General features: G+C 71.0%; 19 protein-coding genes. 4 read left to right on the forward strand and 15 right to left on the reverse strand.

Going from position 1 to position 19596, the window contains the following annotated elements:
* Positions 1 to 83: 83 nt before the first annotated feature.
* Positions 84 to 473, forward strand: coding sequence for a hypothetical protein (locus CFP65_RS24735; protein ID WP_104818257.1), 390 nt, complete (start codon positions 84 to 86; stop codon positions 471 to 473).
* A 68-nt stretch (positions 474 to 541) separates the two neighbouring features.
* Here CFP65_RS24735 and CFP65_RS24740 read toward each other — a convergent pair whose 3' ends face one another.
* From CFP65_RS24740 to sodN, 6 genes are all read right to left on the reverse strand, one after another.
* On the reverse strand, positions 542 to 1684 hold the full coding sequence (locus CFP65_RS24740) for an IS30 family transposase (RefSeq protein ID WP_371682514.1): 1143 nt from the start codon (positions 1682 to 1684) through the stop codon (positions 542 to 544).
* Positions 1685 to 1890: 206 nt separating this feature from the next.
* Positions 1891 to 2925, reverse strand: coding sequence for an RNA polymerase sigma factor SigF (locus CFP65_RS24745; protein WP_254552550.1), 1035 nt, complete (start codon positions 2923 to 2925; stop codon positions 1891 to 1893).
* A gap of 120 nt (positions 2926 to 3045) precedes the next feature.
* Entirely contained in the window at positions 3046 to 3459 is a 414-nt protein-coding gene (locus CFP65_RS24750; RefSeq protein ID WP_104818258.1) for an anti-sigma regulatory factor, read from the reverse strand.
* 277 nt (positions 3460 to 3736) lie between these two features.
* Complete coding sequence (locus CFP65_RS24755; protein ID WP_104818259.1) at positions 3737 to 4210, reverse strand: GNAT family N-acetyltransferase; 474 nt, start codon at positions 4208 to 4210, stop codon at positions 3737 to 3739.
* A gap of 30 nt (positions 4211 to 4240) precedes the next feature.
* On the reverse strand, positions 4241 to 4603 hold the full coding sequence (locus CFP65_RS24760; RefSeq protein ID WP_104818260.1) for a hypothetical protein: 363 nt from the start codon (positions 4601 to 4603) through the stop codon (positions 4241 to 4243).
* 167 nt (positions 4604 to 4770) lie between these two features.
* Positions 4771 to 5166, reverse strand: coding sequence for a superoxide dismutase, Ni (sodN, locus tag CFP65_RS24765; RefSeq protein WP_104818261.1), 396 nt, complete (start codon positions 5164 to 5166; stop codon positions 4771 to 4773).
* Between the two features lie 102 nt (positions 5167 to 5268).
* Between sodN and sodX the strand changes: the two genes are divergently transcribed.
* Entirely contained in the window at positions 5269 to 5607 is a 339-nt protein-coding gene (gene sodX, locus CFP65_RS24770) for a nickel-type superoxide dismutase maturation protease (RefSeq protein WP_104818262.1), read from the forward strand.
* On the opposite strand, the gene CFP65_RS24775 is transcribed toward sodX, so the two are convergent.
* The 5 genes from CFP65_RS24775 to CFP65_RS24795 all read right to left on the reverse strand — a co-directional run bounded on the left by CFP65_RS24775 (position 5594) and on the right by CFP65_RS24795 (position 10308).
* Complete coding sequence (locus CFP65_RS24775) at positions 5594 to 6181, reverse strand: CGNR zinc finger domain-containing protein (protein ID WP_104818263.1); 588 nt, start codon at positions 6179 to 6181, stop codon at positions 5594 to 5596. The genes sodX and CFP65_RS24775 overlap by 14 nt on opposite strands.
* Before the next feature lie 114 nt (positions 6182 to 6295).
* The gene (locus tag CFP65_RS24780) at positions 6296 to 7048 is read right to left on the reverse strand and encodes an amino acid ABC transporter ATP-binding protein (protein ID WP_104821100.1); all 753 of its coding nucleotides are present in this window, start codon (positions 7046 to 7048) and stop codon (positions 6296 to 6298) included.
* A gap of 38 nt (positions 7049 to 7086) precedes the next feature.
* Complete coding sequence (locus tag CFP65_RS24785) at positions 7087 to 8070, reverse strand: amino acid ABC transporter permease (protein ID WP_217368185.1); 984 nt, start codon at positions 8068 to 8070, stop codon at positions 7087 to 7089.
* A gap of 47 nt (positions 8071 to 8117) precedes the next feature.
* Positions 8118 to 9035, reverse strand: a complete 918-nt coding sequence (locus CFP65_RS24790) for an ABC transporter substrate-binding protein (protein WP_104818264.1) — start codon at positions 9033 to 9035, stop codon at positions 8118 to 8120.
* A gap of 355 nt (positions 9036 to 9390) precedes the next feature.
* Entirely contained in the window at positions 9391 to 10308 is a 918-nt protein-coding gene (locus CFP65_RS24795) for an ABC transporter substrate-binding protein (protein WP_104818265.1), read from the reverse strand.
* Between the two features lie 576 nt (positions 10309 to 10884).
* On the opposite strand from CFP65_RS24795, the gene CFP65_RS24800 reads away from it, so the two are divergent.
* A complete protein-coding gene (locus CFP65_RS24800; protein ID WP_104818266.1) occupies positions 10885 to 12081 on the forward strand; it encodes an NADP-dependent malic enzyme in 1197 nt (398 codons plus the stop codon).
* 92 nt (positions 12082 to 12173) lie between these two features.
* Entirely contained in the window at positions 12174 to 13136 is a 963-nt protein-coding gene (locus CFP65_RS24805; RefSeq protein ID WP_104818267.1) for a zinc-binding dehydrogenase, read from the forward strand.
* Positions 13137 to 13188: 52 nt separating this feature from the next.
* Here CFP65_RS24805 and CFP65_RS24810 read toward each other — a convergent pair whose 3' ends face one another.
* The 4 genes from CFP65_RS24810 to CFP65_RS24825 form a co-directional block, all read right to left on the reverse strand.
* The gene (locus CFP65_RS24810; RefSeq protein ID WP_104818268.1) at positions 13189 to 14190 is read right to left on the reverse strand and encodes a PadR family transcriptional regulator; all 1002 of its coding nucleotides are present in this window, start codon (positions 14188 to 14190) and stop codon (positions 13189 to 13191) included.
* Position 14191: 1 nt separating this feature from the next.
* The gene (locus CFP65_RS24815; RefSeq protein WP_104818269.1) at positions 14192 to 15130 is read right to left on the reverse strand and encodes a DUF4097 family beta strand repeat-containing protein; all 939 of its coding nucleotides are present in this window, start codon (positions 15128 to 15130) and stop codon (positions 14192 to 14194) included.
* Between the two features lie 188 nt (positions 15131 to 15318).
* Positions 15319 to 15498, reverse strand: coding sequence for a DUF6104 family protein (locus CFP65_RS24820; RefSeq protein WP_057226968.1), 180 nt, complete (start codon positions 15496 to 15498; stop codon positions 15319 to 15321).
* Positions 15499 to 15595: 97 nt separating this feature from the next.
* Positions 15596 to 19342: a multifunctional oxoglutarate decarboxylase/oxoglutarate dehydrogenase thiamine pyrophosphate-binding subunit/dihydrolipoyllysine-residue succinyltransferase subunit gene (locus tag CFP65_RS24825; protein WP_104818270.1), complete on the reverse strand. Its 3747-nt coding sequence runs from the start codon at positions 19340 to 19342 to the stop codon at positions 15596 to 15598.
* Positions 19343 to 19596 lie beyond the last annotated feature (254 nt).

Below are 19596 nucleotides of genomic sequence, written 5' to 3' on the forward strand. Positions count from 1 at the left end.
GCTCAGCCTACGGGGCGCCGCGCCGCGATCGGACGTGCCCGCCCCGTCCGAGCGCCGGGCGGGCGGCGACGTACCCTGCTGGGGTGACCACGGAGACCAGCACCCCCGCCAAGCCCACCCCCCTGATCGTCGGTGCCGCGATCACCCTGCTGGAGGGCGCCGCCCTCGCCGGGTGGGGCGTCTACGACCTGGTCAGCGGCCTGACCGGCCCCTCGGCCGACCTCGGCCGCAGCGAGTTCGGCGGGGTGATCCTGCTGGTGATGGGCCTGCTGCCGCTGCTCGCCGGCCGGGCCCTGCTGCGCGGCCGCCGCTGGGGCCGGAGCCCGGCCGTGCTGACCAACTCGCTCTGCCTGCCGGTGGCGTACTTCATGTGGCCGGTGCAGCCGGCCGGGGCGGTGGCCGTCGCGGTGCTCGGCCTCGCGGGGATCGTCCTGCTGCTCAACCCGAAGGTGACGCACACCCTCTACGGGTGAGTGGCACTACCCAGGGGCGCGGGGAACTGGGTGGTTTCTAGCGGTCGTTGCAACACGTGGTTGGTTGTCTAGGCCGTGTGGAGTTTATGCAGGCGCTCGGCTGGGGTGTCCCAGTCGAGCGTTTTGCGTGGGCGGCCGTTGAGTTGGGCGGCGACGGCGGCCAGGTGTTCGGGGCTGTGGACGGACAGGTCGGTGCCCTTGGGGAAGTACTGGCGGAGCAGGCCGTTGGTGTTCTCGTTGGAGCCGCGCTGCCAGGGGCTGGCGGGGTCGCAGAAGTAGACCGGGACGTCGGTGGCGATCGTGAAGTCGGCGTGCCGGGCCATCTCGGCGCCCTGGTCCCAGGCCAGGGACCGCCTGAGGTGGGCGGGCAGGGTCTGGACGGTCGCCACGAGGGCGTCGCGGACCTGTTCGGCGCCGCGGCCGGCCGGGAGGTGCAGGAGCATGACGTAGCGGGTGGCGCGCTCGACCAGGGTGCCGATCGCCGAGGCGCCGTCCTTGCCGATGATCAGGTCGCCCTCCCAGTGGCCGGGGACGGCCCGGTCGTCCGCCTCCGCGGGGCGTTCGCTGATCATGACCATGGGGTGGGCGAAGCGGGGGCGGCGGGTGGCGGCCTGCCGGTGCGGGATCCGCCGGGCCCGGCCGGTGCGCAGGGCGGCGGCGACCTCGCGGCGCAACTCGCCCCGGCCCTGGAGGTAGAGGGTCTGGTAGACGGTTTCGACAGCCACGTGCATCTCCGGCCGGTCGGGGAAGGTTTCCCGTAGAGCCTGGCAGATCTGCTCCGGGCTCCACCTCAGGTCCAGGAGGTGCTGGATGAAGTCCCGCAGCTCGGGAGTCTGCCCGATCTTGCGCGGTTTGGGGCGGGGCCGGCGGGCGTTCGCGCGGGCCTGGGCCGCGTGCGGGCGGTAGGCGCCGCTGACCGGGTGGGCGTTGCGGGTGATCTCCCGGCTGACGGTGGACGGGCTGCGGCCGAGTTCCGCGGCGATTGCCCGGACGGTGGCCTTCTCCCGCAGCCGGTCGGCGATGTGGATCCGTTCCGCCTCGGTCAGGAACCGTGACCGCCCTGCCGGCCCGGTCGGCGGCGCCGGCTTCCCGTCGAGGTCGAGGGGAGCCGGCGCCGTGCGCTGGGTGCCGGTCGGCTTGCGCCCGTTACGCCACTTCTGGCCGGTCCTGCGGTCGACGCCGACGATCCGGCATGCCTCGGTGTTGCTCACGCCCTGCTGCACGAGCCGGGAGTATGCCGCCCGCTCCCGCAGCAGCTTCCGCCGACCCTGCGGTCTGCGGTTGCCACGGATCTCGAAGTCCATCGCATCCCCTGAACTGGGGTGTTGCAACGACTCCTAGAACCCAAGCTGCGCGAGCTCGGAAGGCGCGGACCTCTGCCCTGCCGACTTCGCGCAGTTCCCCGCGCCCCTGGTGGTTACTCTTCGACCAAGAGCTTCTCGCGCAGCTGCGCGAGGGTCCGGGCCAGCAGCCTGGACACGTGCATCTGGGAGATGCCGACCTCGGTGGCGATCTGCGACTGGGTCATGTTCCGGAAGAACCGCAGGACGAGGATCTTCTGCTCCCGGGGCGGGAGTTGGGCGAGCAGCGGCTTGAGCGACTCGCGGTACTCGACGCCCTCCAGGGCCTCGTCGGTGGCGCCCAGGGTGTCCGCCACGGCGGGCGATTCGTCGTCGCTGTCCGGCACGTCCAGGGAGAGGGTGGAGTAGGCGTTGGCCGACTCCAGGCCCTCCAGCACGTCCTCCTCGGAGATGCCCAGGTGCTCGGCCAGCTCGTGCACCGTGGGGGAGCGGCCGTGCCGCTGGGAGAGCTCACTGGTCGCCGTGGTGAGCGACAGCCGCAGCTCCTGGAGCCGGCGCGGCACCCGGACCGCCCAGCCCTTGTCGCGGAAGTGCCGCTTGATCTCGCCGACGATGGTCGGGGTCGCGTAGGTGGAGAACTCCACCCCGCGCTCGTGGTCGAAGCGGTCCACCGACTTGATCAGCCCGATGGTGGCGACCTGGGTGAGGTCGTCCAGCGGCTCGCCGCGGTTGCGGAAGCGCCGGGCCAGGTGCTCGACCAGCGGGATGTGCATCCGGACCAGCTGGTTGCGCAGCTCGACCCGCTCGGGCGACCCCTCGGGCAGCTCCGCGAGCCGGACGAACAGCGCCCGGGCCGCCTCCCGGTCCGGCGCACCGGAGCGGTGGGGCGTCTGGGCGGGCAGCACGGGCGCCTCCTCCTCGGCCGGCTCCGGGGCGCTCGCGTCTGGGGTGACGGCGGGCTGCGGCTCCGGCGTCGGATCGGTCGGCTGGGTCATCCGATGGCTGTCCTTCGGGTGCACGGCATCTGCGGTGGTTCGGGCGTCGGGCGCCGCGGCGCTGTGGACGGCGTTGGCACGCGCCTGGGGCGGTACGGCCAGGTCGGCGGTGACCACCGGCAGCCCGGTGGCACCTGTGCGGTTCAGCTCACTCACGGCGATCACCCGTTCCGGTCCGGGAGCACTACTGGGGTGGAGTACCGCTGCTGCGCGGTACGGGGGAGCCGCACGCGCGGCGCACGGGGCGCCGGGCGTACGGCTTCACGGGTGGGGCCTTCAGAGCCCGGCGGGGCCTCCGCCGCGCTTCTTGTGCAGGCTGATGCTCACCGTGTTGTCCGCGCCGACCGAGGACTCCACCTCGCCCGCCAGCGCGGAGAGCACCGTCCAGGCGAAGGTGTCCCGCTCGGGGGCCCGCCCGTCGGTGGTCGGCGCGGAGACGGTGACCCGGAGGGAGTCACCGACCAGCCGGAACTCGCAGCTGAGGACGGAGCCCGGCACGGCCTGCTGGAGCAGGATGGCGCAGGCCTCGTCCACCGCGATCCGGAGATCCTCGATCTCGTCCAGGGTGAAGTCCAACCGGGCCGCGAGACCGGCGGTCGCCGTTCGCAGTACCGAGAGGTAGGCGCCCGCAGCGGGCAGCCGGACCTCCACGAAGTCCTTCACTCCGGGCTCGCCGTCGATCTGGGACACCCTCACCTCCTGGGTGACGCGCGGTGCTTGCGGCGGCTGCGTCTGGTGCGGGACCGCCGCGGCACTTCCTGTTGCATTGCTCAACTGCTTCGCCCCAACTGTCCAGAGGGGTGGTGCGGTACGTACCGGTCATACCCATCCGGGGTGGCCGGAACGCCGCGCATCCGCCCGAGACGTTACCGCGATCGGGCGGTTGATGTCGCGATCTGAGAAGGTCGTCACGGGATCGAGCGACGATCTTTCAGCCGGCTCTCACGAACCGCTCCCGGGAACGGCTTCACGAACCGAGGGCGGTGAGGGCCTCGTCGGTGAGCCGGTAGACCGTCCAGCCGTCCATCGGGACCGCGCCGAGGGACTTGTAGAAGGCGATGGAGGGCGCGTTCCAGTCCAGCACGGACCACTCCATCCGGGAGTAGCCGCGCTCCACGCAGATCCGGGCCAGCTCGGTCAGCAGGGCCTTGCCGTGGCCGCCGCCGCGCGCCTCGGGGCGCACGTACAGGTCCTCCAGGTAGACGCCGTGGGTGCCGCGCCAGGTGGAGAAGTTGCGGAACCAGAGCGCGAAGCCGACCGTCTCGCCGGTGGCGTCGTCCACCGCGATCAGACCGAAGACGGCCGGCTCCGGGCCGAACAGCGCGTCCTGCAGCTGGGCCTCGGTGGCGACGGCCGCCTCCGGCTCCTTCTCGTACTCCGCGAGCTCGCGGATCATGGTGTGGATGACGGGGACGTCGGTGCTCACGGCTTTGCGGATCATAGGCCCGAGCGTACTCGGGCCGTTCGAAGCTCAGGCCTCGTCCCAGGCCTGCACCCCGGTGCAGGTGGTGATCCGGCCGTCGGCGGTGAGGTCGCCCATCATGTTCATCAGCACCTTGGTGCCGTCCGGGTACTCGCAGGACTCCATCCACGCGATGTGGCCGTCGCCGACGACCACGCTCTCCAGCTTGTGGGTCATCTCCCGCTCGCAGATCTCCGAGAGCAGGCCGTCGATCTCCGTCCGGCCGTGCAGCACCATCGGGTGGCTCGGCTGGCTGCGGCGGTCGACCATCCGCAGTTCGGCGTCGTCCGCGTAGAGGGAGAGCAGGGTGGACGCCTTGCGCTGCTCGATTCCGGTGCGCAGGGCCTCGGTGTCGAAGGCGGTCGAGCCCATGGTGGTCTCCTTCGCTCGTGGCCGCACGAGCCGGACCGGGGCGGTTCGACCCGCAGTACGAGCGTACGCCCGGCCGGAGGGGCCTTCCACGGCTCGCTCCGGACGCACCACCGCCCCCGGGCCGCGAGGTGCGGCCCGGGGGCGGTGACGGCAGGACTGAGCGGGGCTCAGGCCTTCTTGGTCTCCCAGAAGATCGCGTCGATCTGGGCGATCAGGTCGAGCAGGGCCTGGCCGGTGGCCGGGTCGTTCGAGCCCTTGGCGGCCGAGGCGGCCTTGCCGGCCTGGTTGAACAGCTCGTGCAGCTGCGGGTACTTCTCGAAGTGCGGGGCCTTGAAGTAGTCGGTGTGCAGCACCGAGAGGTGGTGCTTGACCAGCTCGGCGCGCTCCTCCTTGATGACGATGGCGCGCGTGCGGAACGACGCGTCCTCGTTGGCCTGGTACTTCTCCTGAGTGGCCTTCACCGACTCGGCCTCGATCCGGGCCTGGGCCGGGTCGTAGACGCCGCAGGGCAGGTCGCAGTGGGCGTGCGCGGTGGCTCGCGGAGCAAACAGACGAGAGAACATGGGAGTCCTTCCTTAGATCGTCTTCCCGCGCCTGAGATTACCCTTACCACCGCCGGGATTCGCTCAGCGGGGGCCGGACGGTCCGTCAACCGGGGAGAGGGAATGACTTCTGCGGAGCACAACGGTCTGCTGCCGCTGGGCGTGGTCGACGTGGCGGGGCCCTCGATGGTGCCCACGCTCCACGACGGTGACCTGGTCCTCGTCCACTACGGCGGCCGGATCCGGCCCGGCGCGGTGGTGCTCTGCCGCCACCCGCTCCGGCAGGACCTGCTGATCGTGAAGCGGGCGGCGGGGCGGCGGGGCCGGGGCTGGTGGCTGCTCTCCGACAACGAGTTCGTCGAGAGCGACAGCCGGGAGTACGGGCCGGTGCCGGACGAGCTGGTGCTGGGGCGGGTGCTGCTGCGGCTGAAGCCGCGGCTGCGCTGGCTCAGGCCCCGGTAGCGGCCGCTGCGGCGGCCTCCTGGCGCTTGCGGGCGCGGTAGGCGGCGACGTTGGCGCGGGTGGCGCAGCGGTCGGAGCAGTAGCGGCGGGAGCGGTTGGTGGAGGTGTCGAGGTAGGCGTTGCGGCAGGGGGCGGCCTGGCAGATGCCGAGGCGGTCGGCGCCGAGCTCGGTGAGGTGGATGGCCAGGCCCATGCAGGCGACGGCGGTGAAGTTGGCCGCGGCGGTGGGGGCGTTGTCGGCCAGGTGGAGGTGCCAGCGGGGGCGGCCGGCCTCGTCCAGGTAGTCGTGGCCGGAGACCAGCGGGCTGACCGGGTACTCGACCAGCAGGCTGTTGAGCAGGTCGACGCCCCGTACCTCGTCGCCCTCGGCGGCGGCCTCGAAGACCCCGCGCAGCCGCCCGCGGACGGCCCGCAGCCGGGGCAGGTCGGATTCGTCGGCCAGCGCGGCGGCCCGGGTGGGCTCGCCGAACAGGGCCCGGACGGCCTCGACGGAGGTGAGCGCGTCGGTGCCGCGCTCGGGCTCCTCGCTGTTCACCAGCCGGACGGCGAAGTCGGCGTACGAGGCGAGCTCCACGGGGGTCCTTCCAGGGGGCGGTAACGGGCGATCTGCCCCCAGGGTATTACCTGGGCCCGGGTACGCGCGGGCGCCCGCCACCGGGAGGGGTGACGGGCGCCGGGGTGATGCGGGTCAGAGCACCTTGGAGAGGAAGGAGCGGGTCCGCTCGTGCTGCGGGTTGGCCAGCACCTCGCGCGGGTTGCCGGCCTCGACGACCACGCCGCCGTCCATGAAGACCAGCGCGTCGCCCACCTCGCGGGCGAAGCCCATCTCGTGGGTGACCACGACCATCGTCATGCCGTCCTGGGCCAGGCCGCGCATGACGTCCAGCACCTCGCCGACCAGCTCCGGGTCGAGCGCCGAGGTGGGCTCGTCGAAGAGCATCAGCTTGGGCTGCATGGCCAGCGCCCGGGCGATGGCCACCCGCTGCTGCTGGCCGCCGGAGAGCTGCGACGGGTAGTTGCCCGCCTTGTCGGAGAGCCCGACCCGCTCCAGCAGCGTCATGCCCCGCTCACGGGCGGCGGACTTGCTCTCGCCCTTGACCTGCACCGGCGCCTCGATGACGTTCTCTATGGCCGTCATGTGCGGGAAGAGGTTGAAGTGCTGGAAGACCATGCCGATGTCGCGGCGGCGCTGCGCCACCTCGCGGTCCTTCAGTTCGTACAGCTTCTCGCCGCGCTGCTTGTAGCCCACCAGGTCGCCGTCGACCCAGAGCCGGCCGGCGTTGATCTTCTCCAGGTGGTTGATGCAGCGCAGGAAGGTCGACTTGCCCGAGCCCGAGGGCCCGACCAGCACGAAGACCTCGCCCTGGTTGACCTGGAGGTCGATGCCCTTGAGCACCTCGACCAGGCCGTAGGACTTGCGCACGGCCTCGGCCTTGACCATGGGGGCGGCCGGGGCGGCTGTGTTCTTGGTCAGCTCGGTCACAGGTGTCCACCTCCGTCGGCCCCGGTGACGACATCGCCCTGGGTGGCCGGGGCCGGGGCCGGGCGGCGGCCGGCGAAGAGGCCGCGCAGCCGCTGGAGCGGGGTCGGGGGCAGCACGCGGTTGGCGCCGCGGGCGTAGTGCCGCTCGATGTAGTACTGGACGACCGTCAGGATCGAGGTCATCGCCAGGTACCAGATGCTCGCGATCATGAGCATCGGGATGATCTGGAAGGTGCGGGAGGAGATGTTCTGGCTGGCGCGGAACAGCTCCTCCAGCGAGATCGCCGAGACCAGCGAGGTGGTCTTGAGCATCGAGATGGTCTCGTTGCCGGTCGGCGGGATGATCACCCGCATCGCCTGCGGCAGGATGATCCGCCGCATCGTGCGGGACTGGCTCATGCCGAGCGCGTGGGCCGCCTCGGTCTGGCCGACCGGCACCGACTGGATGCCGGAGCGGACGATCTCCGCCATGTAGGCGGCCTCGTTCAGGCCGAGGCCGAGCAGGGCGGCGACGAACAGCGGGATCAGCTTGTTGGTCGGCTCGCTCCAGAAGACCGGGCCGAACGGGATGCCGAAGCCGATGTTGGCCCACAGGGTGCCCAGGTAGTTCCAGATGAACAGCTGGACGAGCACGGGGGTGCCGCGGAAGACCCAGATGTAGAACCACGCGGTGGTGGAGAGCACCGGGTTGGCGGAGAGCCGCATGATGGCCAGCAGGGTGCCGCCCACGACGCCGATCACCATGGCCAGTGCGGTCAGCTCGAGGGTGACGAGCATGCCGTGGGTGATGGTGGAGTCGAAGAAGTACTTGCCGACGACATCCCACTGGAACTGTGAGTTGGTGACGAGCGCGTGGACGAGCATCGCCGCGAGCAGCAGCACGACGGCGGCTCCGGCCCAACGACCGGGGTGTCGGACCGGGACGGCCTTGATGGCCTCAGGCCGTCCCGGCGGCACCGCGCCCTGATCGAGAGAGTTCACTGTGTGGCCTCAGGGTCTGGTTCGGAGAAGGAGGTGCGGGGTCGGCCTCAGTTGCCGTTGACGACCGACTTGTCGATGGAGCCCGCCTGCACGCCCCACTTCTCCAGGATCGCCTTGTACGTGCCGTCCGTCATCAGGGCCTGGATGGCGCCCTGGACGGCCTTGGTCAGCTCCGAGCCCTTGGGCAGCACGACGCCGTACGGGGCGGTGTCGGTGACCGAGCCGATCTTCTCCAGCTGGCCGTTGGTCTGCTTGATCGCGTAGTCGACGACCGGGGAGTCGGCGAGCATGACCTGGTCGCGGCCGGAGAACAGCGCCTGGGTCACGTCGGTCTGGAGGTCGAACTTGTTGCCGTCCTCCGGGACGGTCGGCTTGCCGGCCTTGGTGCAGGCGGGGTTGATCGTGTTCTTGATCGCGTCGGCCTGGGTGGTGCCGGTCTGGACGGCGACCTTCTTGCCGCACAGGTCGGTGGCGTCGATCTTGTCCGGGTTGCCCTTCTTCACGGCGGTGCCGGTGCCGGCCGAGAAGTAGGTGACCATGTCGACGGTGGCCTCGCGCTCCTTCGTGGCGGTGAAGGAGCTCAGGCTCAGGTTGTACTTCTTCGCGATGATGCCCGGGATGATCGCGTCGAAGGTCGCGTTCTGCACGTCGGCGGTCAGGCCCAGCTTCTTGGCGATCGCGCCCGCCAGGTCCACGTCCATGCCGACGATGGCGCCCTTGTCGTCCTTGAACTCGTTCGGCGCGTAGGACGCGTCGGTGGCGACGGTCAGCTTGCCGGCCGACTTCACGTCGGCGGGGACGAGCGCGGCCAGGGCGGAGTCGGCGGTGACGTCCTTGATCGAGGCGCTGGCGCTGGGCGCGCCGGAGCTGGTGCTGGAGCTGGAGGAGCTGCTGCAGGCGGTGAGCAGCAGCGAGCCCGTCGCGAGGACGGTGAGGGCGATCAGTCGCGGGGTGCGGGCGGTCATGGGGGAGATCTCCTCCTGGGAGCTCGGGCAGTGCGCGCCACGGGGGCGGCGCGCCGGGGGCCAGCGGGCCCGCACCGCACTGTGCGGGCCCTCGGGTGGAGCTGGTCGTGCCGTCGCCACCCTCCGCCGAGGTGGACGAGCGAACGCTGCCTCGACCGGGAGCCCCTGCCAGGAGGCCGGGTGGCTTTCGCGATCCGAGATGGGGGGAATCCTGCCATCCAGTGCCGCTGAACGGGTCCATCCGCAGATCAAAATCGGATAACGAGGGGTCAGACCGTCCGATATCCGGATCGTTTGACCGACCCTGTCACCCTGTGGATAAGTATGCAGATCAAGGGCGGCTACTGACGGGTAATCAGAACCCGCCATTCACCACGGCGTTCTGCGCCGCCCCCGCGGTGAGTCCCCAGCGCCCCAGCACGGTGTCGTAGGCCCCGCTCCGGATCACCTGGTCCAGCGCCTTGGCCAGGGTGTCGCGCAGCTGGGCGTTCTCCTTGGCCACCGCTATCCCGTACGGCTCGGGCTGGAGCTGGCTGCCGGTGACCTCGAACATCGAACCCCCGTCGTGCTTGGCCGCCTCCGCGGCCACCGGGTAGTCGGTCAGGTCCACCACCGCCTGGTTGCCGGACAGCCGGTCCCTGGCGTCGGCGTCGGTCTCGGTCAGGACGGTGGTCATCGGGTGGCCGCCGCGCTCGCAGGCGGTGGCCTGGCGGGCCACGATCTCGGCCTGGGTGGTGCCGCGCTGGACGGCCACGCGCTGGCCGCAGAAGTCGTCCAGGCCGCGGATGCCCTTGGGGTTGCCCTTGCGGACCAGGATCGAGCTGCCCGCGATGAAGTAGTCGACGAAATCCACTCCGGGATTCGTCACCTTGCCCGTGTCGTCGGTGCCGTCGCGCCGGTTGCGGCTGTCGGTGAGCGCCGACATGACAGCGTCGTAGCCCTTCTGCTGGAGACCGGGGATCAGTTTCTCGAACGGTGTGTCCACGATCTGGATCTTCACGCCGAGCACCTTGCCGAGTTCGGCGGCGAGATCGGCGTCCAGGCCCATCGCGGTGCCGTTCCCGTCCTTGAAGTCCACCGGGGTGTAGCTCAGGTCGGAGGCGATCTTCAGCACCCCCGCCGACTTCACCGAGGACGGCAGTCTGCCGTGCAGCGCGGCCGCCGGGTCCTTCGAGCCGCCGCCGCTCGCACAGCCGGTGATCAGCAGCGATCCGGCTGCGAGGGCGGCGAACGGGCGGGCGAGGCGTCCGATGGGCAGGAACGTTCCGTGCATGCGGGGCTCCTCCGGGTGGGAGAGGGGTGTCGGTCACCGGGAGGGCGTGGGTGTGCGATTGGGCGCCGGGCGCGGCCGTTGGCGGGCGCACGGGCGTCCGAATCCGGTGACTGAGACACGGATCTAACCATCCCGCCCTGCCGAGCCGGGCAGCGGGTGTGTCAGAATCACGTACCGGGTGACCCCCGAACCTGAACCCAGGCCCGCCGAGTCGCGACAGACTCGGGGCGCGTAGGACCGGAAGCCGAGGATTTCGGCTCTGGAGCCGAAGCGCCAGCTCCCCTCCGGAGCCTGCGGTTCACTCCTGCGAGTGTTGTCGGTTCTCCCCTGCTGCCACGGCTCCGTCGGTACTTCCGAAACTGACGGTGGTCAAGTGGCGGGCAGGGGATGAACAGCGCGTCAAGAGGACAAAAAGGCATAGGTGCGATGCCTTCTGTCCGACCTAGGCTGATCCGATCGCACAGTGCAGCACCCTAAAACCCTCATCCGAGGGCGCCGCCCGACGGCAGCGCCTCAGCGCTTTACTGTCCCGTCCGTCGGCCCGCGCTCTCGCTGATCTATGACGAAGAGGTCATTGTGGCAGCGGAGATCATCCACCCGAACACCGAGGACACCGTCGACCCGGTCGACGCCGTCTTCGCGCTCCACCGCGGCGGCAAGATGGAGACCGTCGCGACGGTGCCGGTGCGCGACGCGGACGACCTGTCCCTCGCCTACACCCCCGGCGTCGCCCGGGTCTGCACCGCGATCGCCGAGCAGCCCGAGCTGGTCAACGACTACACGTGGAAGTCCAACGTGGTCGCCGTGGTCACCGACGGCACCGCCGTGCTGGGCCTGGGCGACATCGGCCCCGAGGCTTCCCTCCCGGTCATGGAGGGCAAGGCGATCCTGTTCAAGCAGTTCGGCGGCGTGGACGCGGTGCCGATCGCGCTGGCCACCACCTCGGTGGACGAGATCGTCGAGACCGTCGTCCGGCTGGCCCCCTCCTTCGGCGGCGTCAACCTGGAGGACATCTCCGCCCCGCGCTGCTTCGAGATCGAGCGGCGCCTCCAGGAGGCCCTGGACATCCCGATCTTCCACGACGACCAGCACGGCACCGCGATCGTCACCACCGCCGCGCTCTGGAACGCCGCCAAGGTCACCGGCCGCGAGATCGGCTCGCTGCGGGCGGTCATCTCCGGCGCCGGCGCGGCCGGCATCGCGATCGCCAAGATGCTGGTGGCCGCCGGGATCGGCGACGTGTCCCTCTGCGACCGCCGCGGTGTCATCCACCAGGGCCGCGAGGACCTCACCGACGTCAAGGCCGAGATCGCCGCGCTCACCAACAAGGCCGGCATCAAGGGCAGCCTCAACGAGGCGCTGGCCGGGGCGGACGTCTTCATCGGCGTCTCCGGCGGCACCGTGCCGGAGGAGGCCGTGGCCACCATGGCCAAGGGCTGCTTCGTCTTCGCGATGGCCAACCCGAACCCGGAGATCCACCCCGAGGTCGCGCACCGCTACGCCTCGGTGGTCGCCACCGGCCGTTCGGACTTCCCGAACCAGATCAACAACGTGCTGGCCTTCCCCGGCATCTTCGCCGGCGCCCTGCAGGTCCGGGCCACCCGGATCACCGAGGGCATGAAGCTCGCCGCCGCCCAGGCGCTGGCCGCCGTGGTCGCCGAGGAGCTGACCCCGCAGAAGGTCATCCCCTCCCCGTTCGACGAGCGGGTCGCCCCGGCCGTCACCAAGGCCGTGGCCGAGGCCGCCCGCCGCGAGGGCGTCGCCCGCCGGTAGTCGCCCTTTCGGGTAGCCGCCTGCCGGGGGCACGGAGTTGCGTGCGTCACTCTGTGCCCCCGGGCGGTCGCGCTCGGCGGTATGGTCCCGGCATGTACGCCGCCTACGCCGCACGCATCGACGCCGACGACCCGCTGAGCGCCCTGGAGTTGGGCGAGCTGCCCGAGCCTCAGGCCCGTCCGGGCTGGAGCGTGGTGACCGTCAAGGCCGCCACCCTCAACCACCACGACCTCTGGTCGCTGCGCGGGGTGGGCCTGCCCGCCGAGCGGCTGCCGATGATCCTCGGCTGCGACGCCGCGGGCGTCGACGAGCAGGGCAACGAGGTCGTCATCCACTCCGTGATCGGCCAGAGCGGCCACGGGGTCGGGCCGACCGAGCCGCGCTCCATCCTCACCGAGCGGTACCAGGGCACCTTCGCCCAGCAGGTCGCCGTGCCGACCTGGAACCTGCTGCCCAAGCCGGCCGAGCTCTCCTTCGCCGAGGCCGCCTGCCTGCCCACGGCCTGGCTCACCGCCTACCGGATGCTCTTCACCAAGGCAGCCGCCAAGCCCGGCGAGACCGTCCTCGTCCAGGGCGCCGGCGGTGGCGTGGCCACCGCGCTGATCGTGCTCGGCAAGGCGGCCGGCCTGCGGGTCTGGGTCACCGGCCGGGACGAGGCCAAGCGGGCCCGTGCCCTCTCCCTCGGCGCCGACGCCGTCTTCGAGAGCGGCGCCCGCCTCCCCGAGCGGGTCGACGCCGTGATGGAGACGGTCGGTGCCGCCACCTGGAGCCACTCCGTCAAGGCCCTCAAGCCCGGCGGCGCCATCGTCATCTCCGGCGCCACCTCCGGCCCCCACCCCAAGGCCGCCGAGCTCAACCGGATCTTCTTCCTCGAGCTCCGCGTGCTCGGCTCCACCATGGGCACCAAGGAGGAGCTGGCCGGCCTGCTCGCCCTCTGCGCCAACACCGGCGTCCGCCCGGTGATCGACTCCGTCCACCCCCTCACCGAGGCCCGCGACGCCTTCGCCCGCCTCGCCAAGGGCGAGGTCTTCGGCAAGCTGGTGCTCACCCCCTGACGGCACGCCGGAGCCCCCGGGAGCACGGCTCCCGGGGGCTGGTGGTGGGGCGTCAGTGGAAGGTGGCGCGCAGGCGGTCGGCGGCGGCGGCGAGAGTGGCTCGGGTGGTGGCGAGCTGGGCCGGGGTGACGCCCGAGTCGCGGGCGGCGTCGCGGATCTGGTCGCGGAAGCGGTCGAGCAGGCGCTCGAGCTCGCGGGCCGGGTCGGCGGCCGGGTCGGTGGCGGCCCAGGCGGGGGTGTCGGCGGGGGGCTTGTCGAGGTCGATCCGGTCGACCGTGATCTGCTCCTCGGCGGGCGGCGGGGCGGCGGGGCCCCACTTGGCGGCGTCGGCCAGGCCGGCCAGGCTGCGGGTGAGCTCGGCCAGGCCCTCGGTGAGGCCGGTGGACCAGTCGCCCCGGGCGGCGGCCTCGCGGACCTGCTGCTCGACCCGCTTCTTGATCCGGATCGCCTCCTGCTGGGCGGCGCCGCGGGCGGCCTTGGCCTCCTCGCGCAGGCGCCGCGCCTCCTCCTCGGCGGCCTTGGCCTTCGCCTTGGCGGCCCGCTCCTGCTCCTTGGCCCGGCGGGCCTGCTCCTTGGCCTGGGTCTTGAACTGGGCGAACTCCTCCTTGGCCCGCTGCCAGGCCTCCTTGTCGCCCCAGGGCCCGGCCCAGGGCTCGCCCTCGGCCTTGGGGGCCTGGCGGGCCGCGCCCCACAGCTCCTCGCGCAGGCTCTTCGCGCTGTCCCGGACGTCCTCGCGGATCGCCCCGGCCAGCTGGGCCACCGAGGCGCGGATCTCGCTCTCCAGCTCGTCGAGCTCGGCCTGCCGGTCGGCCAGCTCGGCGCGGCCGGCCTCGGTGAGGTGGTAGACCTTGCGGCCGCCCTCGGTGGAGTGGCTGACCAGGCCCTCCTGCTCCAGCTTGGCGAGCCGGGGGTAGACGGTGCCGGCCGAGGGCGCGTAGGTGCCCTCGAAGCGCTCCTCCAGCAGGCGGATCACGTCGTAGCCGTGCCGGGGTGACTCGCCGAGCAGCTTGAGCAGGTAGAGCCGGAGGCGGCCGTGGCCGAAGACGGGGGTCATCTCAGTTCTCCTCGGAGTCGGACGGGGCGGTCGAGTCGGCGGGGGCCTCGGCGGCGGGCGCGGCCGGGGTGGTGGGCAGCTCCTTGACCAGGCTGGGCCGGTCCTCCTCCGGCTCGGGGCGGCGCAGCACGGTGACGGCGCCGGAGACGGTGGTGACCTGGAGCTTGCCGGCGCCGGAGCCGATCTCGCCGGAGAGCCGCTTGGCGCCCCAGCTGCCGTTCACGGTGAGCTCCTCGAAGGTGGAGGAGAGGTCGCCGCTGGTGGTGCCGAGCTCGACCTTGGTGTCGGCGAGCGAGGGGAGCCGGATGCCGACCGGGCCGCTCACGGTGGAGACGCTGATCTCGGCGGCGGTGCGCACGTCCAGGTCGAGGGTGACGGCGCCGCTGACCGACTTGGCGGCGATCCTGTCGGCGGTGCCGGCGATCACGGTGAGGTCGCCGGAGACGGAGTGCGCGCGCAGCTCGCCGGAGAGGGCCTGGGCGGTGACGGCGCCGGAGACGGTGTTGGCGTCGGTGCGGCCGGAGATGCCGACCAGGGTGGTCTCGCCGCTGGCGCCGTTGACCGAGACGCGGCCGGCGATGCCGGAGACGGTGGTGTCGGCCGAGACGGTGCCGACCTTGACCTCGGCGCCGGCCGGGACGGCCAGCGAGACCACGGCGCGGTTGTGCTTGCGCAGGGTGCCGAAGAAGGACTTGACCGACTCCAGCGACTTGAGGGCCTCGGAGAAGCGGCCCACGTTGAGCTCGGGGTAGGTGACGGTGAGGACCCCGTCGACCTGCTCGATGTGCAGGGCGTCGCCCTCCAGCTCGGTGACCTCCAGCCGGGCCGGGCCCTCGGAGGCGACCACATTGACCACGCCGGCCACGATGCGCACCTGGAGGGTGTCGACCGGCTCCTCGAAGGTGATCTGCTCCGGCCCGCTGACCGTCCACTGACTCATGACTGAAGCCTCCCGTTGACGACTCGCGATGTATCGCGTCGTTCCCAATAACACGATATATCGCGTGGGGGCGAAGTCAAGGCACTTCCGGGGGAACCGGGGCCGGTCTCGGGGAAGAGTCAGGGTCACCCCCGAGAACGCCGGAAGGGCCCGGGAGCGGTGTGCTCCCGGGCCCTTCCCGATCGGTCTCAGTCCTCGTCCTCGTCGTCGAGGCGGGCCAGCCAGGTGGCCAGCCGCTCGACCGGGATCTCGAAGTCCGGGTTGAGGTCGACGAACTCGCGCAGCCGCTCGGCGAGCCACTCGAAGGTGACCTCCTCGTCGCCGCGCCGGCTGGCCAGCTCCTCGATCCCACGGTCGGTGAAGTACACGGTGTTCTCCTTCTGGGGGTGGTACGGGCGAAGGCCCGGTCCCTCCGCGCGGGCGGCGGGACCGGGCCTTCAGGCGTCGCTCAAGCGAGCCGCAGGCCTACAGGGCGAAGATCTCGTCCAGCAGGGCCGCCTGCTCCACCTTGTGACGGTTGGCCGAACCCACCGCCGGGGCGGAGGAGGCGGTGCGGGCCACCCGGCGCAGGCGCGAACCGTTGGCGCTGCGGCCGATGACGACCTGGAGGTGGTCGACGAGGTTCATCGCGATGAACGGCCAGGCACCCTGGTTGGCCGGCTCCTCCTGCGCCCAGATGAACTGGACGTTGTCGCCGTAGCGGCTCAGCTCCTCCTGGAGCTCCGCCACCGGCAGCGGGTAGAGCCGCTCGACCCGGACGATCGCGGTGTCGGTGACCCCGCGCTCCTCCCGCGCCTGGGCGACGTCGTAGTAGAACTTGCCCGCGGTGATGATCACCTTGCGCACGTTCGCCGGGTCGACGCTGGTGTCGCCGATGACCGGGCGGAACGAGCCCGAGGTGAACTCGGCGGTGGCCGAGGCCGCCGCCTTCAGGCGCAGCATCGACTTCGGGGTGAAGACGACCAGCGGCTTGTGGTGCGGGTTGTGCGCCTGCCAGCGCAGCAGGTGGAAGTAGTTCGACGGGAGCGTGGGCATCGCGACCGTCATGTTGTCCTGCGCGCAGAGCTGCAGGAAGCGCTCCGGGCGGGCCGAGGAGTGGTCCGGGCCCTGGCCCTCCATGCCGTGCGGCAGCAGCAGGGTGACGCCGGAGTGCTGGCCCCACTTCTGCTCGGCGGAGGCGATGTACTCGTCGACGACGGTCTGCGCGCCGTTGACGAAGTCACCGAACTGCGCCTCCCACATGACCAGCGCGTTCGGGCGGGTCAGCGAGTAGCCGTACTCGAAGCCCATCGCCGCGTACTCCGACAGCAGGCTGTCGTAGACGGTGTAGCGGGCCTGGTCCTCGGTCAGGTACAGCAGCGGGGTGTAGTCCTCGCCGGTGTTCCGGTCGATCAGCACCGCGTGGCGCTGGCCGAAGGTGCCGCGGCGGCTGTCCTGGCCGGCCAGGCGGACGGGGTGACCCTCCATCAGCAGCGAGCCGATGGCGAGGGTCTCGCCCATGGCCCAGTCGATGGTGTTGTCCTCGACCGAGGCCGCGCGGCGCTGCAGCTGGGGCAGCAGGCGCGGGTGCACGGTCAGCCACTCCGGCAGGTTGACCTGGGAGGCGGCGATCCGCTTGACCATCTCCTCGGAGATGCCCGTCTGGATGGAGACGGGGAAGTCGGCCTGCGGCTTGCCGTTGGTGGCGGTGGAGGCGGCCGAGGTGGCCTCGCGGACCTCGGAGAAGACCTTCTCCAGCTGGCCCTGGAAGTCCTGGAGCGCCTGCTCCGCCTCTTCCATGGTGATGTCGCCGCGACCGATCAGGCCCTCGGTGTAGAGCTTGCGCACCGAGCGCTTCTTGTCGATCAGGTCGTACATCAGCGGCTGGGTGAACGAGGGGTTGTCGGCCTCGTTGTGACCGCGGCGGCGGTAGCAGATGAGGTCGATCACGACGTCCTTGTGGAACGCCTGGCGGAACTCGAAGGCGATCCGCGCGACGCGGACCACGGCCTCCGGGTCGTCGCCGTTCACGTGGAAGATCGGGGCCTCGATCATCCGCGCCACGTCGGTGCAGTACATCGACGAGCGGGAGGACGCCGGGGCGGCGGTGAAGCCGACCTGGTTGTTGACCACGAGGTGGATCGTGCCGCCGGTGCGGTAACCGCGCAGCTGCGACATGTTCAGGGTCTCCGCGACCACGCCCTGGCCCGCGAAGGCCGCGTCGCCGTGGACCTGGATCGGCAGCACCGGGAAGGTGGTGCCGCCCTGGTCGAGCACGTCCTGCTTGGCGCGGACGATGCCCTCGACGACCGGGTCGACCGTCTCCAGGTGGGAGGGGTTGGCGGCCAGCGAGACCTTGATGGTCTCCCCGTCCAGGCCGGTGAAGGTGCCCTCGGCGCCCAGGTGGTACTTGACGTCGCCGGAGCCGTGCATGGACTTCGGGTCGAGGTTGCCCTCGAACTCGCCGAAGATCCGGCCGTACGGCTTGCCGACGATGTTGGCCAGCACGTTCAGGCGGCCGCGGTGGGCCATGCCGATGACGGCCTCGTCGAGGCGGTGCTCGGCCGCCGCGTCGATGGTGGCGTCCAGCAGCGGGATGAGGGACTCGCCGCCCTCCAGCGAGAAACGCTTCTGCCCGACGTACTTGGTCTGCAGGAAGGTCTCGAAGGCCTCGGCGGAGTTCAGCCGGCGGAGGATCCGCAGCTGCTCCTCGCGCTCGGGCTTGGCGTACGGCTTCTCCAGGCGCTCCTGCAGCCACTTGCGCTGCTTCGGGTCCTGGATGTGCATGTACTCGATGCCGACGGTGCGGCAGTACGTGTTGCGCAGCAGGCCGAGGATGTCGCGGAGCTTCATCATCTTCTGGCCGCCGAAGCCGCCGACGGCGAACTCGCGCTCCAGGTCCCACAGGGTCAGCCCGTGCTCGACCACGTCGAGGTCCGGGTGACGGCGCTGCTTGTACTCCAGCGGGTCGGTGTCGGCCATCAGGTGGCCGCGCACGCGGTACGCGTGGATGAGCTCCATCACGCGGGCGGTCTTGTTGACCTCGTCCTCGTGGGTGGTGGCCACGTCGGTGGCCCAGCGGACCGGCTCGTACGGGATCCGCAGCGAGGCGAAGACCTCGTCGTAGAAGTTGTGCTCGCCGAGCAGCAGCTGGTGGATCGTGCGCAGGAACTCGCCCGAACCGGCGCCCTGGATGACGCGGTGGTCGTAGGTCGAGGTGAGCGTCATGATCTTGGAGATGCCCAGGCGGGCCAGGGTCTCCTGCGAGGAGCCCTGGAACTCGGCCGGGTACTCCATGGCGCCGACGCCGACGATGGTGCCCTGGCCCTGCATCAGGCGCGGCACGGAGTGCACGGTGCCGATGCCGCCGGGGTTGGTCAGCGAGACGGTGACGCCGGTGAAGTCGTCCATCGTCAGCTTGTTGGCGCGGGCCCGGCGGACGATGTCCTCGTAGGCCTGCCAGAAGCCGTGGAAGTCGAGCGTCTCGGCCTTCTTGATGGCCGCGACGACGAGCTGGCGGTCGCCGTTGGGCTTCACCAGGTCGATGGCCAGACCGAGGTTCACGTGGTCCGGCTTCACGAGGTAGGACTTGCCGTCCTTGACCGCGTAGCTGTGGTTCATCGCCGGGTTGGCCTTGACGGCCTGGACCAGGGCGTAACCGATCAGGTGCGTGAAGGAGACCTTGCCACCGCGGGCGCGCTGCAGGTGGTTGTTGATGACGATGCGGTTGTCGATCAACAGCTTGGCCGGCACGGCACGCACGGACGTCGCCGTGGGCACCTCGAGCGAGGCGTCCATGTTGGTGGCGACGGCCTTGGCCGGGCCCCGCAGCGGGATCAGCTCGGGCCCCTCGGCGGCGGCCGCGGCGGGCGCCGGGACGGCGGCCTTCGGCGCGGGCGGCGCGGCCGGGGCTGCGGCGAGCGGCGCGGGCGCCGGCTGCGCCGGAGCCGGAGCGGCCGGTGCAGCGGGGGCGGGCGCCGGTGCGGCCGCAGCGGCGGCAGTCGGGGCAGGGGCGGCAACGGCGGTCGGCGTGGGGCCGGCCTGGGTCGCGGCCTGGGTCACTGGAGTCACCTCGGTACCGGGCTTGTAGTCGGCGAAAAAGTCCCACCAGGCTCGGTCGACCGAGTTGGGATCCTGGAGGTACTGCTGGTAGATCTCGTCGACGAGCCACTCGTTGGGGCCGAAGCCAGTGGAGCTTGCCGAGCTGACGGGGGTTTCAGGGTGTGGCGACACGGGGCAACCGCCCTCTTCCGCTTCCTTTTGGGATGTGTGGACAGCGGGGATTAAGGCTACGCCTCCCCAGAGTGATCGCGCAGTCCCCAGCGGGCAGGCGTCACCCAGATCACAGTGCCGACCGTTATTTTGGCCGAAAACGAGTGTTAGAAATCTCCGCCGACGGGGAACCCGTGGGCTCCCTATCAGTGACGAAACTATCCAAAACCGGACAAAAAAGCAGCTCTGCACCCGAACAGAAGATCTGACGGAGT

It is taken from the genome of Kitasatospora sp. MMS16-BH015 (assembly GCF_002943525.1).
Classification (GTDB): domain Bacteria; phylum Actinomycetota; class Actinomycetes; order Streptomycetales; family Streptomycetaceae; genus Kitasatospora.

What these genes read in the sequence shown, in the direction of transcription:
- CFP65_RS24790 (WP_104818264.1), bottom strand. Translation starts at nt 9,035, where the DNA reads ATGACCGCCCGCACCCCGCGACTGATCGCCCTCACCGTCCTCGCGACG.
- CFP65_RS24810 (WP_104818268.1), bottom strand. Translation starts at nt 14,190, where the DNA reads ATGACCCCCGTCTTCGGCCACGGCCGCCTCCGGCTCTACCTGCTCAAG.
- CFP65_RS24795 (WP_104818265.1), bottom strand. Translation starts at nt 10,308, where the DNA reads ATGCACGGAACGTTCCTGCCCATCGGACGCCTCGCCCGCCCGTTCGCC.
- sodX (WP_104818262.1), top strand. Translation starts at nt 5,269, where the DNA reads ATGACTTCTGCGGAGCACAACGGTCTGCTGCCGCTGGGCGTGGTCGAC.
- CFP65_RS24805 (WP_104818267.1), top strand. Translation starts at nt 12,174, where the DNA reads ATGTACGCCGCCTACGCCGCACGCATCGACGCCGACGACCCGCTGAGC.
- CFP65_RS24815 (WP_104818269.1), bottom strand. Translation starts at nt 15,130, where the DNA reads ATGAGTCAGTGGACGGTCAGCGGGCCGGAGCAGATCACCTTCGAGGAG.
- CFP65_RS24760 (WP_104818260.1), bottom strand. Translation starts at nt 4,603, where the DNA reads ATGGGCTCGACCGCCTTCGACACCGAGGCCCTGCGCACCGGAATCGAG.
- CFP65_RS24755 (WP_104818259.1), bottom strand. Translation starts at nt 4,210, where the DNA reads ATGATCCGCAAAGCCGTGAGCACCGACGTCCCCGTCATCCACACCATG.
- sodN (WP_104818261.1), bottom strand. Translation starts at nt 5,166, where the DNA reads ATGTTCTCTCGTCTGTTTGCTCCGCGAGCCACCGCGCACGCCCACTGC.
- CFP65_RS24780 (WP_104821100.1), bottom strand. Translation starts at nt 7,048, where the DNA reads ATGGTCAAGGCCGAGGCCGTGCGCAAGTCCTACGGCCTGGTCGAGGTG.